Source organism: Rothia terrae, from assembly GCF_012396615.1.
Lineage (GTDB): Bacteria > Actinomycetota > Actinomycetes > Actinomycetales > Micrococcaceae > Rothia > Rothia terrae.
The window spans coordinates 78,977-97,856 of sequence record NZ_JAAXPV010000001.1 but is presented as its reverse complement, the minus strand read 5'-3'; the positions used below and the strand labels follow the sequence as shown (position 1 = coordinate 97,856).

The window sequence follows — 18,880 nt, the reverse complement described above, 5'->3', positions numbered from 1 at the left end:
CGGTGCCTGAAAACGTAAACACCACAACAGTTCCCGTCGTGAATACGGGATATGAACGTAAAAACTGGTGGAAGTATGTTCAGGTTCTGCTTGACTCAGTAGCTTGGATGGTTGCTCTGCCTATTGGCTTTGCCTTGCGCTACGGTGGGCATCTGGGAGCAATTAGCCCTAGCGGAATCCTCATTGTCATCGTGACGGCTATTGCTTTGCAGATTGGTATTGGCGCTGCCTGCGGTTTGTATCGAGGACGCTACAGCTACGGTTCTTTTGCCGAGGGTAAGATTCTCTACCCGGTGACCGTTGTGGTAACGGTTCTGATGCTGGGAATTTTGCTGATGTTTGCGTGGCATATTGATGTGCCTCGCTCGGTCATTCTAATCGCCTTCCCCTTTGCGCTGCTGTTGATGATGGTTCTGCGCTATATCAAGCGTATTATCGAGGACTTCACCAACCGTCCCAGCTACGAACATTCTGAACCGGTGATTGTGTACGGTGCAGGTTTTGTAGGACGTGCACTGGTGTCCAATTTGATGTCGGATACTAACGGCACCTACCGTCCCGTAGCTATTGTCGATGATGATCCTTCATTGCGAAATGCCCGCATCCAGTCAGTGTCAGTGTTGGGTACCGGAGCTGATTTGCCGTCGCTGGTCAAGCGTTACCACGCGACCAAAGTGTTCGTGGCGATGACCGATATTCGTGACACCAAATTTTCGCGAATCCGTCAGTCCATGCGCGAGCTTGGCGTAGATGTCTATCGGGTAAAAAACATTCTGTCCAATATCTCTGGTCTCAACGAAGATAACGTGAAAGATATCAATCGTCACGTCATTGAGGGTATTCGCGGCAAGATTGACTATCAGATTAAAGATGAGGACATCCGTTCGTACATCACCGGTAAGCGAGTGTTGGTGACTGGCGCGGGGGGATCGATTGGTTCTGAGCTGTGCCGTCAGATTGTTGATTACAATCCGTCAGAACTCATGATGCTGGATCGTGATGAAACTCTTTTGATGGATACCCGTTACACCATTTGGGGCGATTCTAATCTGAACGATCCGTCAGTAATCTTGGCTGATATTCGTGATCAGGACGCCTTGCATAAAGTTTTTTCTGAACGTAAACCTGAGGTTGTATTTCACGCGGCTGCACTCAAGCATGTGACCGCTCTTGAGGCATACCCCGAAGAAGCGTGGAAAACCAATACCTTGGGAACTCGAAATGTTCTTCAGGCTGCATCTGAAGTAGAGGTTGAAGTTTTCGTGAATGTTTCAACCGATAAAGCTGCAGACCCCACTACCGCTTTAGGTCAGTCAAAACTGACTGCTGAGATGTTGACCAGTTGGTTTGGCGATCAAACGGGCAAGCGCTATGTATCGGTGCGATTTGGCAACGTGTTTGGCTCTCGAGGTTCGATCAAGCCGCTGTTCACCCGTCAGATTATGGATGGCGGTCCGATTACGGTCACCGATATGGAGGCTACCCGCTACTTCATGCTTATTCCGGATGCTTGTTTGCTGGTGATGACGGCAGGGGCGATCGGTGCTCCTGGTGAGGTGATGGTCCTTGACATGGGCGAACCCGTCAAAATTTATAACGTTGCTGAAAATCTGATTCGTACTTACGAACGCTATGACGTGGAAATTAAGGTCACCGGATTAAGAGCCGGTGAAAAACTCGATGAGGTGTTGTTCGGGCAGAGCGAGGACTTTGAAGTAAGTGATCGTAACCCGTTTATTTCTCACACTCATGCTGAGCCGAAGAGCCCGGCATCCTTGGATTACTCAGCATGGTACGAGAACTACCTTGATCATCGCACCTACACCGTGAAGAAGTAGGGGAGTATAACATGAACTTTTCACTGGTTTTCCCTGCGCTGTGCGCCGGTGTTCTGGGGTTGCTGTTGCCATTTGCTGTGCGACCTCTTCTCCACCGCTGGAACTTAGTTGATTTGCCAACCGCTCGTTCATCTCATAGTGAGCCGGCCTTTCGCGGCATGGGATTAGCTACTGCTATCGCGGTAGCTGCTACGTATTTTGTGTCGTTGTTGCTGGGGCTGATCGCTGTTGACCGTTCAGTAGCACTGGTAGTGCTTGCTGGGGCTGTGCTTGCTGGCATCCTGGGTTGGTTTGAGGATTTGCGAGGCGTGGGCATTCTCAAACGCTTCAGCGTCCAGTTGCTCATTGGCATTGCGGTGACCGTAGCTCTGACCTTCATTTTGAATACGGCTATCTGGTGGATTCCGGTAGGTGTATTTGCCATTGCTGCCTACATCAATGTGGCTAACTTTATGGATGGCGTCAACGGCATTTCGGGTTTGCACGGCTTGATGGTTGGCGTTTTTTACGCTTATGCAGGTGTGCAGACAGATACCCAGTGGTTGATGGTGGGTGGCGCGGCACTGGCCGCAGGATACACAGCTTTCTTACCCTGGAATGTCCGAACGGGTAAAAACGTATTTTTGGGGGACGCTGGTTCTTACTTCCTGGGTGGAGCTATCGCTTGCATGGCAGTTGGTGCATTCTTAGCAGGTATCTACGTAGAGTACATTCTCTCTCCGGTGTTGATTTATTTGGCAGATACCGGTTTTACGCTTCTCAAGCGCATGCTGCGAGGCGAGCAATGGTACAAACCGCATCGCACCCATGTGTATCAGCAACTCACTGACTATGGTGTTTCGCATATTGGGAGTGCCCTCATCGTCAACGGCGTATCTGCACTGGTCTCCGTCATTACGATCGTTGCCTTGCCGTTCCAGACTCAGCAAGCTGTCTGGGCGGGGCTTGCGGTCGTTCTAATCATCGCAGGCTACCTGTCGTTACCTACTTTTTTGAGGAAAGTGACGCGACGTGAGCGTTAGCGGTTCAGCGGCTTCTATCGGCTCTGGAATATCGTGGAAAAATATTTTTCTCAACGTGAGTAAGTATTTAGGGGCAGTCACCCTGCTAGGGCTAGCGATCGGCGGAGTTACTAGGGGATACGAAGGTTCCTTGGCATTTTTGGCGGGTTCACTTTTAATCTATCTATGCTTTAGTATTGGTATTGTTGTAGTCTCCATTACAGAACGTCGTTCTATGGCGAATGCAGCACGCGCTCTAGTAGCAACCTATGTAGTAAAGGTGTTCGTTTTGGGAATCGCTCTGTTAGGGTTTTCTTGGCCATCAGCTATTAAAAACGGTTGGATGCTTGCTGGAGCTATTTGTGCCGTGACAGTTTGGCTTGTCGTGGAAATGATAACCATCATGAAAATGAGAATTTTGTACTTTGATGACCATGACGGTTCAGCCGCGAAGCATTTGGGAGATTAGACGTGACTCGTTCACATTACCAGGATGCAGACAAAGTTAAACTTCGTACCACGGGGGAGCTGGTCTCTGGCGGCGGATTATCCGGTGCAATCATGACACTTCTCTATGTCATAATCGGCATTGCTTTCTGGAGTTTGGTAGGCTTTGGGCTTGACAAGCTTTTTGGAACCACATGGATTGTTTGGGTAGGGGCACTTATTGGTGCTTTTGGCGGGTTTTATCTTGTCTATTACTACATGTCGCAGAGCAGTTCAGATCATAAACGCTGATTTTTATTGGCCATACACATCAAACTTTGACAATACGACGTTGTCTGCAATGGATGCAGTCAACTACAGCGTACGCACACTGCAAGAAAGGAACTTGCCTTGATTTCAAACGGGCTAGTTGTCGCAGCGGGGTATACCGCGCCCACTGTAGAAGAAATGCATCTTCCCGACTTCTTCCAAATCGGTTCGTTTGGCTTTGGCAAGCAGATGCTTCTTGTTCTGCTTTCAGTTGTCATCGTGAGCTGGTTCTTCCTCGCCGCTGGTCGCAAGCGGGCGATGGTGCCTTCACGCACCCAGTTCTTGGCTGAGTCAGGTTATCTGTTCACACGTAACTCATTGGGTAAGCAGTTGATTGGTGTTCACCACTTCAAGCCATTTGTGCCTTTACTATTCACCTCTTTCTTCTTTGTTTTGGTGAACAACCTGTACGGCTCAATTCCTCTGGTTCAGTTGCCGTCCTTCTCTCACGCAGGTAGCGCATACGCAATCGCAATTATTGCGTTTTTGGTGTGGGTTGGCGTTGGCATCAAGCGCAAGGGGCTGGGTGCCTTCTTCAAGGACCTGACCATGCCTCCCGGCGTGCCCCCGGTTCTATACATCATCCTCGTCCCGATCGAACTGCTGTCTAACCTCATCATTCGTCCCGTTACTCACGCATTGCGTCTGTTCGCGACCATGTTCGGTGGTCACTTGGCAATGATGGTTGCAGCCTCACTCGTTGCTTACATGGCAACTCAGCTCGGTGGTATCGCCGCTGTTGGAGCTATTGCTCCTACCGCTTTGGGTCTGTTCCTCTTCTTCCTAGAGTTGATGATTCAGGTTATCCAGGCTTACATCTTTACCCTTCTGCTTGCTGTATACCTTCAGGGTTCAGTTTCAGAAGGTCACTAATAAAATTTTCTTGCGGAACCCCGCAACGAATAAAGCAACTCGCATCTAGGCGAGTGTTATATACCCTCATAAAAGCTCCGTTCAAGCACACACATCCCGTACGTTTGAACGCTGTTGAAAGGAAACACAATGGAAATCACCGGTTCACTGAGTGCTATTGGTTACGGTCTCGCTTCAATCGGTGGCGGTATCGGCGTAGGTCTGATCTTCGCTGCATACATGACCAGCGTTGCACGCCAGCCCGAATCACAGCGCACCCTGCAGCCGATGCTGTTCATGGGCTTCGCGGTTGTTGAAGCTTTGGCTATTCTCGGCCTCGTGCTTGCATTCATCAAGTAGCCTAAACGCCAATCACTGACCGTACTTACTAGAGAACAGGAAAATTCCCTATGTCATATCTGATGGCAGCTGAGGAGGGTCACACCAACCCCCTGCTCCCGAATATCTGGGAAATCGCCATTACCGCCATTGGGTTCCTGATCCTCCTTTTCATCGTCACCAAGTACGTTGTCCCGATGTTCGAATCGATCTATCAGGACCGTAAAGAAGCAATTGAGGGTGGTCTTGCCAAGGCTGAAAAGGCTCAGGCAGAGGCAGCCGCGGCTCGCGCAGAGTACAACCAGCAGCTCGAAAGTGCTCGTCTGGAAGCTCAGAAGATTCGCGAAGAAGCACGTGCAGAAGGCGAAGCTATTCTCGCCGACTACAAGCAGCGTGCAACTGTCGAGGCTACTCGCATCACCGACAACGCTCAGAAGACAATCGAAGCAGAGCGCTCAGCAGCTCTCATCTCACTTCGCAGTGAGGTAGGAACCCTGGCAACTGCGCTGGCTGGCAAGATTGTTGGCGAGTCACTCAACGATGATGAGCGATCAAACCGCGTGGTCGATCGTTTTCTTGCTGACCTTGAAACCGAGCAGCGAAATGCAGGTGCTACTCGGTAATGACAGGAGTATCGACTGAATCACTGAAGAAGGTGGAAGAGGTTCTGCACACTAACGTAGACCAGAACCCCACCCAACTTGCAGAAGAGCTGTTTGCTGTGGTTGACCTTGTTGACCGCGACGGCAGTCTGCGCCGCGCTCTGATTGATTCTTCCCGCGAGCCTGCAGCACGCGCTGGAATCGTCAAGGCTTTGTTCACCGGTAAAGTCTCTGAATCAACCTTCAACGTAGTCTCAGCTGCTGCTGAACAGCGTTGGAGCGAAGAGAGAGACTTTGCTGATGCACTGGAAAACGTAGCGGTTGTAGCAGCGGCAGCTGGTGCAGAAGCTCGTGGTGGCGCTGATGCACTTGAAGCAGTGGTCAACGAACTATTGACCTTTATCAATATTGTTGATTCTTCTGCAGAGGCTCAGGCGGCCCTTTCCGATGGCCGAGCAAGTAATGAAGCAAAGCAGAAGCTTGCAGTTTCACTCGGTGGCGTAAACCCCACTGCTGAAGGCAAGCTCTTGCTCGAACGTGCAGGCGCACATTCACGCGGTACCACCGCATCGCGCCTTGCACAAAAGTTCGTGGAAATCATCGTCAAGCGCCAGAACCGTTGGATTGCACGCGTTACCGCTGCACGTCCGCTGTCTGACGCTCAGATTCTGAAACTCCAGAATTCTTTGAACCGCGTCTACAACCGCAACCTGAAACTCGATATCACTATCGATCCTTCAGTTATTGGTGGTTTGCGTGTTCAGGTAGGGGACGAGGTTGTAGACGGTACCGTCTCAAACCGCCTTTCAGATCTGGATCGAGCAGTCGCGTAACACCCAACGGGTGACCTCTGTGCAGGCAGACGGTGATTTAGAAGATACAACTCGTTTGTTCTTCACGAAAAAGTCAATGGGTGACTGTTTTCGTGAAAAACACACAAGCAAGATTCGGTTCTAACTGATGTATATCGGTACAGAACCACAAATTAGGAGAGCAGGGACACAAGATGGCCGATTTGACCATCAACGCCGATGACGTCCGTAATGCGCTGAATGAGTTCGCGGCGTCTTACGAACCCGGCAACGTAGAACGTGTTGAGGTGGGTCGCGTAGCAACCGCGTCCGACGGCATCGCACGTGTCGAGGGACTTCCCTCAGTAATGGCTAATGAGCTGCTTCGCTTTGAAGACGGCACTTTGGGCCTTGCACAAAACTTGGATACCCGCGAAATCGGTGTCATCATCTTGGGTGACTTCACCGGTATCGAAGAGGGCCAGGCAGTTCACCGCACCGGTGAGGTTCTGTCTGTTCCTGTGGGTGATGAATTCCTTGGTCGTGTAGTTGATCCCCTGGGTCAGCCCATTGACGACCTCGGTCCCATCAACGCTGAAGGCCGCCGCGCACTGGAGCTCCAGGCACCTGACGTTACCATGCGTAAGTCAGTTCACGAACCTTTGCAGACCGGTCTCAAGGCTATCGACGCAATGATTCCGATTGGTCGTGGTCAGCGCCAGCTCATCATTGGTGACCGCCAGACCGGTAAGACCGCTATCGCTGTTGACGCAATTCTGAACCAGAAAGCTAACTGGGAATCGGGCGACGTCAACAAGCAGGTTCGTTGCATCTACGTGGCGGTTGGCCAGAAGGCATCAACCATCGCATCAGTTCGCTCAACCCTTGAGGCACAGGGCGCACTTGAATACACCACCATTGTTGCATCACCCGCATCAGATGCTGCTGGCTTCAAGTACTTGGCACCCTACACCGGTTCAGCAATCGGTCAGCACTGGATGTACGGCGGCAAGCACGTTCTGATCATCTTTGACGATTTGTCAAAGCAGGCAGAAGCTTACCGTGCAGTGTCACTTCTTCTTCGCCGCCCGCCGGGACGCGAAGCTTACCCCGGTGACGTCTTCTACTTGCACTCACGCCTTCTTGAGCGTTGTGCAAAGCTGTCAGACGAACTCGGGGCAGGTTCAATGACCGGCTTCCCGATCATTGAAACCAAGGCTAACGACGTTTCAGCCTTCATTCCGACCAACGTTATTTCAATTACTGACGGTCAGATCTTCTTGCAGTCAGACCTCTTCAACGCTAACCAGCGTCCCGCAGTTGACGTGGGTGTCTCGGTGTCACGCGTTGGTGGTGCTGCGCAGACAAAGGCAATGAAGAAGGTTTCAGGTACCCTCAAGCTTGAGCTCGCTCAGTACCGTTCAATGGAAGCATTCGCAATGTTTGCATCTGACTTGGACGACGCTTCAAAGCAGCAGCTCACTCGTGGTGCTCGTTTGATGGAACTTCTACGTCAGCCGCAGTACACCCCGTACGCAGTTGAAGAGCAGGTTGTTTCAATCTGGGCGGGTACCAACGGCCACCTGGATCACTTGGAAGTTTCAGACGTTTTGCGTTTCGAATCTGAGTTCATTGACTACCTGCGTCGTAGCACCTCAGTTCTCGATAGCATCGGTGCTTCAGGCAAGCTTGAAGACGACACTCTGGCAGCTCTTAAGGACGCTGTTGAGGTTGTCAAGCGTGACTTCCGTTCAGAGGGTTCAAGCCACTTGGTTGCAGCTGGTCATGAAGAATTCCAGCCTGCTTCTGACTCTGACGTGTCACAGGAAACCATCGGTTAGCGATTATTGATCATGTAATTTGTGGCTCATCGTCACGGTGAGCCACAAACTACACCGGATCAGAAAGGAAGCTTCATGGGAGCCCAGATTAGGGTTTACCGTCAAAAGATTGCTTCGACATCGTCTATGAAGAAAATCTTCAAGGCGATGGAGATGATCGCGACCTCACGTATTAACAAGGCTCGTAAAAGTGCAGATGCAGCTAGCCCCTACGCAGATGCGTTGACTAAGGCTGTAACTGCTATTGCGACACAGAACTCAATTTCGCATCCGCTCATCAACCGCAGTGCGAACTCGCGTCGCTCAGCTGTCTTGGTTTTGGCATCTGACCGCGGTCTTGCAGGTTCATACTCGGCATCAGTTTTGAAAAAGACTGAATCCTTGATTGAGAAGTTGCGTTCCGAGGGTCGCGAGGTGCAGCTGTACCTCGTAGGTCGCAAGGCAAAGTCATACTTTGATTTCCGTGAACGTTCATACGAACGCGCATGGGAGGGCAATACTGATAACCCCAATATTGATATGGCCGTAGAGATCCGCGATGCACTGCTTGATGCATACTCGCGTCCCTACGAGCAGGGCGGCGTTGACGATTTGCACATCGTGTACACCGAGTTCGTATCAATGGTTACTCAGGAAACCACGATTTTGCGCCTGTTGCCTTTGGCCGTTGCTGAGGCACGCGATTTTGGTGAGCAGATTGTTCCTGGCCAGCAGCTTGAGGACGACCAGTTCACCCAGAATTCTGCCTTCGAATTCGAGCCTAGCCCGCAAGAAGTTCTTGATGAACTCTTGCCCCGTTACATCGCTTCACGACTGTACGCATGTCTGCTTGAAGCAGCAGCGTCTGAGTTGGCATCTCGCCAGCGTGCAATGAAGTCTGCTGGCGATAACGCCGACGAGCTCATCAAGAAGTACAAGCGATTGATGAACAACGCTCGTCAGGCTGCGATTACTCAGGAGCTTTCGGAAATTGTTAGTGGCGCGGACGCCCTCGCCTCCTAAGCATTTTTAGGAAAATTGCTTCAACCAAATCTTCAATCTTAACCAGGTAAGTGAGAAAAATGACTGCCACTTTGAATGAATCGGCTACTCAGCCGACTGGCGGCGCTACCGGTCGTATTGCCCGAGTTATCGGACCTGTGATCGACGTAGAATTCCCCGCCGGTCAGGTTCCGGACATCTACAACGCGCTCACCACTGACCTCACAGTCAACGGTGAAACCCGCAAGATCACCTTCGAAACCGCACAGCACCTCGGTGACTCAATCGTTCGCGCGATTTCACTGCAGGCAACTGACGGTCTTGTTCGTGGTCAGCTTATTCAGGACACAGGCGCACCCATCACCGTTCCCGTTGGTGACGCTGTCAAGGGTCACCTCTTCAACGTTCTCGGTGACGCGCTGGATGTTTCAAACGATGAAATCAAGGCTGATACCTACTGGCCTATCCACCGCTCAGCTCCCGGCTTCGCTGAACTTGAGGGTTCAACCGAAATGCTGGAGACCGGCATCAAGTCCATCGACCTTCTGACCCCCTACATCAAGGGCGGTAAGATTGGTCTGTTCGGTGGTGCAGGCGTTGGTAAGACCGTTTTGATTCAGGAAATGATTACCCGTGTTGCTCGTAACTTCGGTGGTACCTCAGTGTTCACCGGCGTGGGCGAGCGTACCCGTGAAGGTAACGACCTCTGGGTTGAAATGGAAGAAGCGGGCGTTCTTAAAGACACCGCCCTTGTGTTCGGCCAGATGGATGAACCCCCTGGAACTCGTCTTCGCGTAGCGTTGACCGGTTTGACCATGGCGGAGTACTTCCGCGACGTTCAGAACCAGGACGTTCTGCTCTTCATCGACAACATCTTCCGCTTTACCCAGGCAGGTTCAGAGGTTTCAACCCTTCTTGGCCGTATGCCTTCCGCTGTGGGTTACCAGCCTAACCTTGCAGACGAAATGGGTCTGTTGCAGGAACGTATTACCTCAACTCGCGGTCACTCCATTACCTCGATGCAGGCAATTTACGTTCCCGCGGATGACTACACCGACCCGGCACCTGCAACCACCTTCGCGCACTTGGATGCAACCACCGAGCTTTCACGTGATATCGCATCACGTGGTTTGTACCCGGCGATTGACCCCTTGACTTCAACCTCACGTATTCTTGACCCCCAGTACATTGGTCAGGAACACTACGACACCGCAATCAAGGTTCGCGCAATCCTTCAGGAAAACAAGGAACTCCAGGACATCATCGCGATTCTTGGCGTTGACGAGCTTTCTGAAGAGCAGAAGGTTGTTGTTTCTCGTGCGCGTCGTATCGAGCAGTTCCTTTCACAGAACACCTACACTGCAAAGCAGTTCACCGGTGTTGAGGGTTCAACTGTTCCGCTCAAGGACACCATCGAGTCATTCCAGATGATTTGCAACGGCGATGTGGACCACATCCCCGAGCAGGCGTTCTTCAACATTGGTGGCATGGACGATGTTATGCGCCAGTACGAAGAACTCAAGGCTAAGACTGGAGCTAAGTAATCATGGCGCTCAAGGTAGAGGTCGTATCCCGCGAATCAGTCGTGTGGGTAGGCGAAGCTAAGTATGTTCGAGCACGCACCCGTAACGGTGATATCGGCATCATGGCAGGCCACATTCCTACCTGCGCGCTGCTTGCTGAAGACGGCGAACTCTTGATCCAACCCGTCAGCGGTGAAAAGGTGACGACTCGTTTGCACGAAGGTTTTTTGACCGTCTCTAACGATCGCGTTACCATCGCAGCTAAGCACGCTAAGATCTAATCTTAGAAGTCTTTATCAAAGCGCCCACTTTCTGCGTGAAGGTGGGCGCTTTGCTATACCTGGGGATTTGAAAACTATACTGAAATATCGTGAGCTTAGAAATGATGACCCTAGAAGAACCGCCGCTGCTTTCTGATGAGAAGCAAACTATACTTGGGTTTCTCGCTTATCAGCAGCAAGTATTTTTCAACAAACTCGTCCGTGCTGATGGAAGTGTACTCTCTGATCGCGACCTTAACTGCCGGGTCAAGCCGTCCAGCTTGACGCTCAAGTCTTTGATAGCTCATCTGTGGTGGGTGGAGGACTATTGGCGTGAAGAGAGAGTTCAAGGCAGAGACAAGATGCCGCAATGGAGCCACCTTGATTTCACGCAGGATGCAGATGCTGAGTTTCATTGGGCGTTAGAACAAGACACTGAAAGCCTTGTGACAGGGCTTTTAGAATCGTGTAAAAAGACACATGAGCTACTGTCTACCCGAAATTGGGACGATAAAATTTTAGCTGCTGAAGGCGAAATCGTGAATATCCGGTGGGTGGCTGTGCACCTCGTGGAGGAGTGGGCACGTCACCTGGGACACGCAGACTTTTTACGTGAGGCTATCGACGGTTCTGTTGGTGATGAACGCCAGTAGGCGCACCCGTGCTGGAGAGTTCACCAAAACGCGCAACTAACACCCAGCTCCGGCGCTGTATTTAGAACAGGCGTGCCTCTACATCGTCTACACCGCGCATCGCATCGTAGTCTAGCGAGACACAACGAATACCGCGGTCTTCTGCGAGTGTGCGTGCCTGCGGCTTAATGCGCTGTGCTGCGAAAATTCCCTTGACCGGACGCAAGAGGGGATCGCGATTGAGAAGTTCCAAGTAACGGGTGAGCTGCTCAACGCCGTCAATATCACCCACACGTTTGAGCTCGATCGCAACCGTAGCACCATTGACATCGCGCGCCAGAATATCGACAGGGCCGATGGCAGTGGGATATTCGCGTCGTACTAACTGATGGCCGGTGCCGAGGATTTCAATCTGTTCAGCTAACAGACGCTGCAAATCAGCTTCGACACCGTCTTTGATGAGACCGGGATCAATACCCAGCTCATGTGCAGAATCATGTTCTTTATCGTAGATGCGAATTACTAAACGGTCATCGGTTTTAGCTGCTTGAACCGTCCACAGCTCTTTGACATCGGCATCCATATCTTCGCCGATGGTAGTGCCCTCGAATTCCTCGCGCGGTGCGATATGCAAGCGCGCAGGAGGGCTCATCCAGTTGAGAGGCTTATAGGAGCCGCCATCTGAGTGGATGAGCACTGAGCCGTCGTTCTTGACCATGAGCAAGCGCTTGGCGCGGGGCAAATGGGCACGAAGTCGACCTTCATAATCTACTGAGCAAGTTGCAATTACTAAACGCACCGTACAACCTTAGCGCATCGTGTTTGTGGTTTCTATGCCGCAATGATCAGCTGATGCGTGAGATGCATAATGCCGCAGGAACTGTAAGTATGCGAAGATTGGTTGTATGGGCAAGAAAAATAATCGAACGCGCACCCCCTCAAATTTGAGCAAGTGGCAGAAACCGCGTCCTGCATCAGGACGCGATATTTCGCGTATTCTTGACCCCACTCCGCGCATCGAATCGGCGGCCGATGGCGACTGGTTTGTTGTCTATATCGCGTCCGTCAATGCCCTCAAGACCTACAAATGCCCCGGCTGTCACCGGCAGATTAAGCCAGGGGTTGCCCATCTCGTGGCGTGGCAGGATGACCATATGTTTGGACGAGAGCGAGCCATTGAAGAACGTCGCCACTGGCATCAAAAATGCTGGCAGACACGGCGTCCTTACTAAAGCACATCCTTAAAATAAAAGGCGGGCTACCTTCTCTAGCGAAAGTAGCCCGCCTTTTTCTGACCGGAATTTTATTTTTTATCTTGTACGGGGATAAAGACCTCACGTACCAAAATGAGAAGGGACGCGGCCACCGGAATAGCAATCAGAGCACCCAACACGCCCCACAGTGCGCCACCCGCAGCGACTGCAATGATGGCAAGACCACCGGGAACTGCAACGGTTTTAGACATGATGCGCGGTGAAATAAGGTAGGCCTCGAGCTGCAGATAAATTAGGTGGCAGATAGCGAAGATGAGAGCTGTTTTCCAGCTCACCAGCAGGCACAGAGTGGAAACGAGAATCAGAGCTGAGATGGGACCGACCAAAGGAATGAAGGTCAAAATCAGCACAAAAAGAGCTAGCAAAAGCGGAAACGGTGCCCCGATAATGAGCATGACAATCAACGCGTAGGTGGCATTGAGAAAAGCGACAAGAGCCTGACCAGCCACGTACTGGCCCACAGAATGAGTAATTTTTTCCGTCAGATCGCGCACCCGATGACGTTTGGAGGCCGGTGCCAAACGCACACCCCAGTTTTTAATAATGGGAAGGGACGCTAAGAAATAGATGGACAAAATGAGCACCACAATGGTGCCGGTGGTGAGCTCAGCCAGGGTTGTTCCTGCTGTCACCAGACCGTTGAAAAAGCCGCTGACGGTTGAAGAATCCTGCGTCATATGTGCAAACGCGTCCTGAACTTCATTATCAACCGACGCGCGAATACTGAACTGCCGGTCAAGGTTTTTGAAAAAATCAGAGTTGAGAAAATCTTCAAAAGCTGCAGGAAAACTATTGATGAACGAAACTGCCTGACGGCCAATCATCGGGATAATCAGGGTGAAAAAGGCTACGACAACGCCCACAAACGCAAGGATGACGGCCGTAACACCGGCCCCGCGGGGAAGGCCCCAGGACTCAAATTTACGAACAGCGGGATCAAGTCCTAAAGCGATGAAAACCGCACCAGTAATCCACCCACCGAGGGCTCCTATATTCATGAGGATATAGAAAACAAGTAGCGCAAATCCCACACCGGCCGTAGCCCAAAAGCCAAAGTATAGGGGATTAGCGATAGTGCTTGATGCAGAATAGTTAGCTGATTGGTTCTGACCCGACCACGGTACTACCTTGTCTGCTGAAGTAGGTTGTGGGGTCGTCTCACTGTCTTCAAACTTTTCGGTAAACCTGGGTTCCGGGGCACGAGTTGCAGCCGCACGCTGCTCTTGTCCGCGCTTAAAAGTAGCGCGAAGCATTTGTTGAGCGTGAGTAAAAGGGCGTTTCTCTGACATGAACCTGAACTTTTCTGCGCAGTGTGTTGACTATCTGTAGTTATTCTAATTCAGCCAGCGGCGTGAGAGGCACTGTCTTAAATCCAATCCCTTTTACAATGGCGGTAAGAGAAAAAGAATGTGAGGAGCTTTTCATGACAAACCCCGGTGTTCCAACCCCTTCAGAAGAAAACATTCCTGCGTCAGTTCGAGGCGCGATGGACTTATCACAGACTGTTTCTGCGCAGACGCCTTCCTCTGAGTCTCAAGCATCTGCACCCTCAGAACCTAGCTGGCGCTTTGACGTTGAAAGCGCAGAAGATTTTCAAAAGTACGTGCAACTCTCCAGCCAGGGTGCAGTCATCTTTGTGATGTGGGCTGACCACTCACCGGCATCCAAAGACACTCTGGCCACCTTAGAACGCATTATCAATACCGCAGGCGGCAACCTCTTGCTTGCGGCGGTCGATACCAACAAGCATCCTGAAATTGGTCAGGCCTTCCAAATTCAGGGCGTTCCCGCCGCTGTAGCTGTAACTAACGGTCAGCCTGCTCCCATGTTTAATTCGCAGGTGACCGAAGAACAGATGCTCCAGGTGTTGCAGCAGGTGCTTCAAGTAGCTGCTCAGCAACAGCTGCCCGGCGGATTCGAGCCGAATGTTGCGGATGAAGACGAAAAGCCTCTTCCGCCGCTGCACCAAAAAGCGGTGGACGCAATTGACGCTGGCGATTACGAAGGTGCTCGCGTAGCTTATCAACAGGCGCTCAACGAAAATCCAGGTGATAAGGACGCGAAAATCGGGCTGGCTCAGGTGGGCCTGCTTGAGCGCGTGAGCGGTTTAAATCTGGCAGATGAGCGTCAAAAAGCTGCGGCTGACTCAACCGATGTCCAAGCGGCATTGAACGTTGCCGATCTGGATGTCACCGGAGGTCATGTTGAGGATGCGTTCAACCGATTGATTTCTTTGTTCAAGGTGGTAGATGCTGATACCAAGAATGTTGTGCGTCAGCGACTGCTCGACTTGTTTGAGGTGGTGGGTTCGGCAGATCCTCGCGTCACAAAGGCTCGTGCCGATTTGATGATGGCTATTTTCTAAGAGCCGAATAGGTCTCAAGGGGGTGAAGTCACTTGTTGCGGTTTCGCCTCCTTTTTCATCCCCTGGAATGAGGTGGATGTCACTATTTATGGGTTAGTGTGAAACTATGACACAACCACATCACTTTCAAGAACCACATGATAACTTGCCGCTGACAGGGAGAGACGAAGCTCGTAGCAGAAGCTACACCAACCATGATAAGCAAGCGTCCCCTGTGCCGGTCGAACAAGAAAGTGCCGCCGCCCATGAGCAGGCTCCGGTGCAACCTGAGACCGTACCGGTGGGCGAAGCCGCATTAGAGATTAGCGGACTCGTCAAAGTATTTGATGACAAAGTAGCTGTGAACGGCATCAACCTGTTTGTTCCCCGCGGCTCATTTTTCGGACTTGTTGGCCGAAACGGTGCCGGCAAGACCACTACGCTGTCGATGGCAACCGGGATGCTGCCTCCTACCGAAGGCACCGTGCGCATAGCCGGTGTCGATGTGTGGAGTCAGCCATTGGATGCAAAACGTAAAGTTGGCGTGTTGCCCGATGGTGTTTTCCTCTTTGACCGCCTCACCGGCGAACAATTGATTACGTATGCTGGCCGGTTGCACGGTTTGGATGAGAAGACGGTTGCTTCTCGCACCGCTGATCTTCTGCGTGCGATGGATTTACAGGATGCTGCCGGTCGCATCGTGGCGGACTATTCAGCCGGTATGACCAAGAAAGTTGCTCTGGCAGCAGCGATGATACACGCGCCGTCTTTGCTCGTGCTCGATGAGCCTTTTGAGGCTGTTGACCCGGTGTCGGCGTCGAATATTCAGGACATACTCAAAGCATTTGTTGCTCGCGGTGGAACAGTGATTCTCTCATCGCATGTCATGGATCTAGTGCAGCGTTTGTGCGATCATGTGGCGATTATGAATGACGGACGCTTGTTGGCCGCTGGAACTACCGGGGAAGTTCGTGGCGGGCTGAGCTTAGAAGAGCGGTTTATCTCTTTGGTTGGCGGGCGACACGAAGGTGGTGAGGGTCTTTCATGGTTGCAGTCCTTGTAAAGCTAAAATGGGCGTACTTTAAAGCTGGTTTCCGGAAAAATCCGTGGGCGTGGGTTGGCATCATCTTTGGCGCGCTTTACGCTTTGGGCGGCCTAGTGGGTTTTTCTTTTGTCGCCGTGATGCTGAGCGGTAATCCCGATGCTGTCTTTACTTTTTTGGTGGGGGCCGGTGCCGTCATCAGCCTTTTGTGGTGGGTCGTGCCCTTGGTGGTCTCAGGTGCCGATGCCACGCTTGACCCCGGCCGGCTGGTGGCTTATCCGATTCGCACCAAGGACCTTCAGCTTGGCCAATTTATTGGTGCGTTCATCGGTTTGCCGGGCATCATCACGCTATTGTTTATGCTCGCAATGGTCTTGAGTCTTTTGCATGCACCACTGGCGATTTTGGGCTTTTTATCGGCTTTCGTGTTGGCCTGCGTAACTACGATTGCTGTTTCGCGATTTATTACCGTGGTGAGCTTGAGATTGCGGTCTAACCGCCGATCTTCGCAGCTCATGAACACTCTCGCTTTTCTACTGCTGATTGCGGCCGGACCACTTCTGGGATTCGCAAGCACCGGTTTGGTAGCGCTCTGGGAGCGAGCACCGTGGATTGTCGATGCGGTGAGCTTCACTCCGCTAGCGTCCTTCTGGGGTATTCCCGCTCACCTCGTGAAAGGGCAGTGGGGTGGTGCTTCGCTGTGCCTGATGCTTTCCGTTATCTACGCTACGGTGGCGTGGTGGCTGTGGCATCGTCACCTTGCCAAGACTATGCGTAACGTGAGCGCATACGCAGGGAACGTAGCAACCAAATCTGTAAAAACGGGAGATCTTGGGTTGCTCGGTAAATTCCCCGCCACCCCGCGCGGCGCTATTGCAGCCAGAACAGTTCTCACCATCCTCAAAGATCCTAGGGCAAGCTTTATGGTGGTGATGATTCCAGCGTTCTACATCACTTTCGCCATGATGAATTCGGCTATTTACGTGAATGGGGAGAGCGGCGGAACAAACTTCTTTCTCGTTGTCTTTCTCCCGGCGATGGCAGGCTATCTATTTGCATACCTGGTCTCGTATGATAATTCGGCCTTTTCAATGCACGTTCTTGCACCGCTGCGCGGTATCGATGACCGCATCGGCCGTGCAACCGGCGTCCTGGTTGTGATGTTCCCCATCATTGTGCTGGGTACCTTGCTGATGGCGTTTGTGAGCGGGGAATACGCGTCATTGCCGATCATGATGGGGCTATCGGTGATGATGCTTCTCAACGGCATTGGTTTGGGTGCATACATGGATATGGTGATTACTTTGCCAACGCCACCGCCGGGAACCAGCCCCTGGAAAACTCAGCGTAATCCGGACGGTTTTTCTAAGGGAATTGCTCGTGCCGGCTACATGCTGGTCTTGCTGGCCACTAGCATTCCCGGTCTAGTGTTTTGGGGCGTCCAAGAATTCACCAGTAATTCTCTGTGGGGTTGGGTTGGGGCGGTTGCCTGCTTAGTCATCGGCTGTGCCAGCATCATGCTCGGTTTACGCGCTGGTGCTCATCGGTACGATGCGAAGGCCACAGAAACATTGCAACGTGTTACTAGAGCCGCGTAGCGAGAAAGCTGACGATGATAGAGGTTGTGGACTAGAATAAAAACCCATTGATTGAATATTCAAGGAGCGCACAGATGTCATCAATTCCCGGTGTTGAGGATCCGTTTGCACCGACTACCTCTGGCGGTACGGCTGTTCTAGAACGTGAAGAAACTCAGGCAGCTGAACCCGGCGATCACGAACGTTTTTCGCACTACGTCCGCAAAGAAAAAATCATGGAATCAGCGCTGACGGGTGAGCCCGTGCGTGCCTTGTGCGGCAAGATCTGGACTCCCGGGCGAGATCCTGAGAAGTTTCCTGTTTGCCCGCAGTGCAAAGAAGTCTATGAAGGTTTAGCTCCTGGCAAGGACGACGAAAACTAATACATGAGGGTGTCTACTGTGCGGTAGACACCCTCATGTGTTCTAAAAGAGAAGTAACTTATTCAGCGGATTTCATTTCATCTTCGGTGACCCACTTGTGGTTTTTCATGGTCATGCCGTCCGACTCGTAATCAACCATGTAAACGGTCTGGTCGGTAACGCCGCTGATGGTTGCCTCAGCACCTTCCATGCCCTCCATATGATCAGCGGTGATGGTCGCTGTATCGCCAACCTTCAGCGGCTCAGAAGACGGTACGTCAAGCTCTTCTTGTACGACCCACTTATGGTTGGTGACGCGCTCGCCACCGGTAGTGGGGGTGTAGTCCACTTGGTAGACGGTGGTGTCGTATGCCCCAACCACTGTAGCGGGCGCGTCCTTCATGCCGTCCATGTGGTCAGTGGTGAGAGTGACTTTGGAACCCACCGGAAAAGTCGGATTGCTGGCCTCCTGGATACCCTCAGGCGCGGGCCCACCATCCATCGGATGAGCCATGTCGTGGTGAGAATGGTCCATTGCTGAGGCTGAGGTGGACGGTGAATTTTCGCTCGTGGGAGAGGATGCGTTAGTGCAGGCTGCGAGCGTGAGAGCTAGGAGGGCGGATGCGGGCACTGCCAAAAGACGCGGTGAAAACTTCATGGTTGACTCCAATCATTGAAATACCCCCTAGGGGTATTAATCACTGTAGCGTGACAGCGCCGGGCCGCAAAACAAAAATTTAAAATATTAAGTAAACGTGCACGCGACATTAAGGCATGCTACTGACGTCACCGGTGCAAACAATGTGATTATTTAGCTATCTGCTGCACTGTGCTTTTACCACCGCGCACGGCTAGAATCTTAAAG

Annotated in this window: 21 protein-coding genes; 18 read left to right on the top strand and 3 right to left on the bottom strand. The window is 51.9% G+C overall.

Annotated features, from left to right (window positions below; genetic code table 11):
- Positions 1-2 precede the first annotated feature (2 nt).
- The 13 genes from HF984_RS00455 to HF984_RS00395 all read left to right on the top strand — a co-directional run bounded on the left by HF984_RS00455 (position 3) and on the right by HF984_RS00395 (position 11,437).
- A complete protein-coding gene (locus tag HF984_RS00455) occupies positions 3-1,838 on the top strand; it encodes a polysaccharide biosynthesis protein (RefSeq protein ID WP_343947411.1) in 1,836 nt (611 codons plus the stop codon).
- An 11-nt stretch (positions 1,839-1,849) separates the two neighbouring features.
- Complete coding sequence (locus HF984_RS00450) at positions 1,850-2,860, top strand: MraY family glycosyltransferase (protein WP_168613713.1); 1,011 nt, start codon at positions 1,850-1,852, stop codon at positions 2,858-2,860.
- Entirely contained in the window at positions 2,850-3,308 is a 459-nt protein-coding gene (locus HF984_RS00445) for a hypothetical protein (RefSeq protein WP_168613712.1), read from the top strand. The genes HF984_RS00450 and HF984_RS00445 overlap by 11 nt, the downstream gene beginning before the upstream one ends.
- A gap of 2 nt (positions 3,309-3,310) precedes the next feature.
- Positions 3,311-3,577 (top strand): hypothetical protein, encoded by a 267-nt coding sequence (locus HF984_RS00440; RefSeq protein ID WP_168613711.1) that lies wholly within the window; start codon positions 3,311-3,313, stop codon positions 3,575-3,577.
- A 99-nt stretch (positions 3,578-3,676) separates the two neighbouring features.
- On the top strand, positions 3,677-4,468 hold the full coding sequence (gene atpB, locus HF984_RS00435) for a F0F1 ATP synthase subunit A (RefSeq protein ID WP_168613710.1): 792 nt from the start codon (positions 3,677-3,679) through the stop codon (positions 4,466-4,468).
- A 129-nt stretch (positions 4,469-4,597) separates the two neighbouring features.
- The gene (gene atpE / locus HF984_RS00430) at positions 4,598-4,807 is read left to right on the top strand and encodes an ATP synthase F0 subunit C (RefSeq protein WP_168613709.1); all 210 of its coding nucleotides are present in this window, start codon (positions 4,598-4,600) and stop codon (positions 4,805-4,807) included.
- 50 nt (positions 4,808-4,857) lie between these two features.
- Positions 4,858-5,409: a F0F1 ATP synthase subunit B gene (locus tag HF984_RS00425; RefSeq protein ID WP_168613708.1), complete on the top strand. Its 552-nt coding sequence runs from the start codon at positions 4,858-4,860 to the stop codon at positions 5,407-5,409.
- The gene (locus HF984_RS00420; RefSeq protein ID WP_168613707.1) at positions 5,409-6,221 is read left to right on the top strand and encodes a F0F1 ATP synthase subunit delta; all 813 of its coding nucleotides are present in this window, start codon (positions 5,409-5,411) and stop codon (positions 6,219-6,221) included. The genes HF984_RS00425 and HF984_RS00420 overlap by 1 nt, the downstream gene beginning before the upstream one ends.
- A gap of 173 nt (positions 6,222-6,394) precedes the next feature.
- Positions 6,395-8,020, top strand: coding sequence for a F0F1 ATP synthase subunit alpha (atpA, locus tag HF984_RS00415; RefSeq protein ID WP_168613706.1), 1,626 nt, complete (start codon positions 6,395-6,397; stop codon positions 8,018-8,020).
- Positions 8,021-8,095: 75 nt separating this feature from the next.
- Positions 8,096-9,022 carry a F0F1 ATP synthase subunit gamma gene (locus tag HF984_RS00410; RefSeq protein WP_168613705.1) on the top strand — a complete coding sequence of 309 codons (927 nt, stop codon included), beginning with the start codon at positions 8,096-8,098 and terminating at the stop codon, positions 9,020-9,022.
- Positions 9,023-9,081: 59 nt separating this feature from the next.
- Positions 9,082-10,545, top strand: a complete 1,464-nt coding sequence (atpD, locus tag HF984_RS00405; RefSeq protein WP_168613704.1) for a F0F1 ATP synthase subunit beta — start codon at positions 9,082-9,084, stop codon at positions 10,543-10,545.
- Between the two features lie 2 nt (positions 10,546-10,547).
- Positions 10,548-10,805, top strand: a complete 258-nt coding sequence (locus HF984_RS00400) for a F0F1 ATP synthase subunit epsilon (protein WP_168613703.1) — start codon at positions 10,548-10,550, stop codon at positions 10,803-10,805.
- Positions 10,806-10,894: 89 nt separating this feature from the next.
- Entirely contained in the window at positions 10,895-11,437 is a 543-nt protein-coding gene (locus HF984_RS00395) for a mycothiol transferase (protein ID WP_168613702.1), read from the top strand.
- A gap of 61 nt (positions 11,438-11,498) precedes the next feature.
- Here the strand turns inward: HF984_RS00395 and nucS are convergent, their stop codons facing one another.
- Positions 11,499-12,215 (bottom strand): endonuclease NucS, encoded by a 717-nt coding sequence (nucS, locus tag HF984_RS00390; RefSeq protein ID WP_168613701.1) that lies wholly within the window; start codon positions 12,213-12,215, stop codon positions 11,499-11,501.
- 106 nt (positions 12,216-12,321) lie between these two features.
- Here nucS and HF984_RS00385 point away from each other — a divergent pair, with 106 nt between their 5' ends.
- The gene (locus HF984_RS00385) at positions 12,322-12,648 is read left to right on the top strand and encodes an ATP/GTP-binding protein (protein WP_168613700.1); all 327 of its coding nucleotides are present in this window, start codon (positions 12,322-12,324) and stop codon (positions 12,646-12,648) included.
- 71 nt (positions 12,649-12,719) lie between these two features.
- Here HF984_RS00385 and HF984_RS00380 read toward each other — a convergent pair whose 3' ends face one another.
- On the bottom strand, positions 12,720-13,979 hold the full coding sequence (locus tag HF984_RS00380; RefSeq protein WP_247596377.1) for an AI-2E family transporter: 1,260 nt from the start codon (positions 13,977-13,979) through the stop codon (positions 12,720-12,722).
- A gap of 134 nt (positions 13,980-14,113) precedes the next feature.
- Between HF984_RS00380 and HF984_RS00375 the strand changes: the two genes are divergently transcribed.
- The 4 genes from HF984_RS00375 (at position 14,114) to HF984_RS00360 (ending at position 18,036) form a co-directional block, all read left to right on the top strand.
- Positions 14,114-15,055: a tetratricopeptide repeat protein gene (locus HF984_RS00375; RefSeq protein WP_168613699.1), complete on the top strand. Its 942-nt coding sequence runs from the start codon at positions 14,114-14,116 to the stop codon at positions 15,053-15,055.
- Between the two features lie 106 nt (positions 15,056-15,161).
- Positions 15,162-16,097, top strand: a complete 936-nt coding sequence (locus HF984_RS00370; protein ID WP_168613698.1) for an ABC transporter ATP-binding protein — start codon at positions 15,162-15,164, stop codon at positions 16,095-16,097.
- On the top strand, positions 16,079-17,674 hold the full coding sequence (locus tag HF984_RS00365) for a hypothetical protein (protein ID WP_168613697.1): 1,596 nt from the start codon (positions 16,079-16,081) through the stop codon (positions 17,672-17,674). The genes HF984_RS00370 and HF984_RS00365 overlap by 19 nt, the downstream gene beginning before the upstream one ends.
- Positions 17,675-17,748: 74 nt before the next feature.
- A complete protein-coding gene (locus tag HF984_RS00360) occupies positions 17,749-18,036 on the top strand; it encodes a DUF3039 domain-containing protein (protein ID WP_168613696.1) in 288 nt (95 codons plus the stop codon).
- Between the two features lie 58 nt (positions 18,037-18,094).
- Here the strand turns inward: HF984_RS00360 and HF984_RS00355 are convergent, their stop codons facing one another.
- Positions 18,095-18,673: a YdhK family protein gene (locus HF984_RS00355; RefSeq protein ID WP_168613695.1), complete on the bottom strand. Its 579-nt coding sequence runs from the start codon at positions 18,671-18,673 to the stop codon at positions 18,095-18,097.
- Positions 18,674-18,880 lie beyond the last annotated feature (207 nt).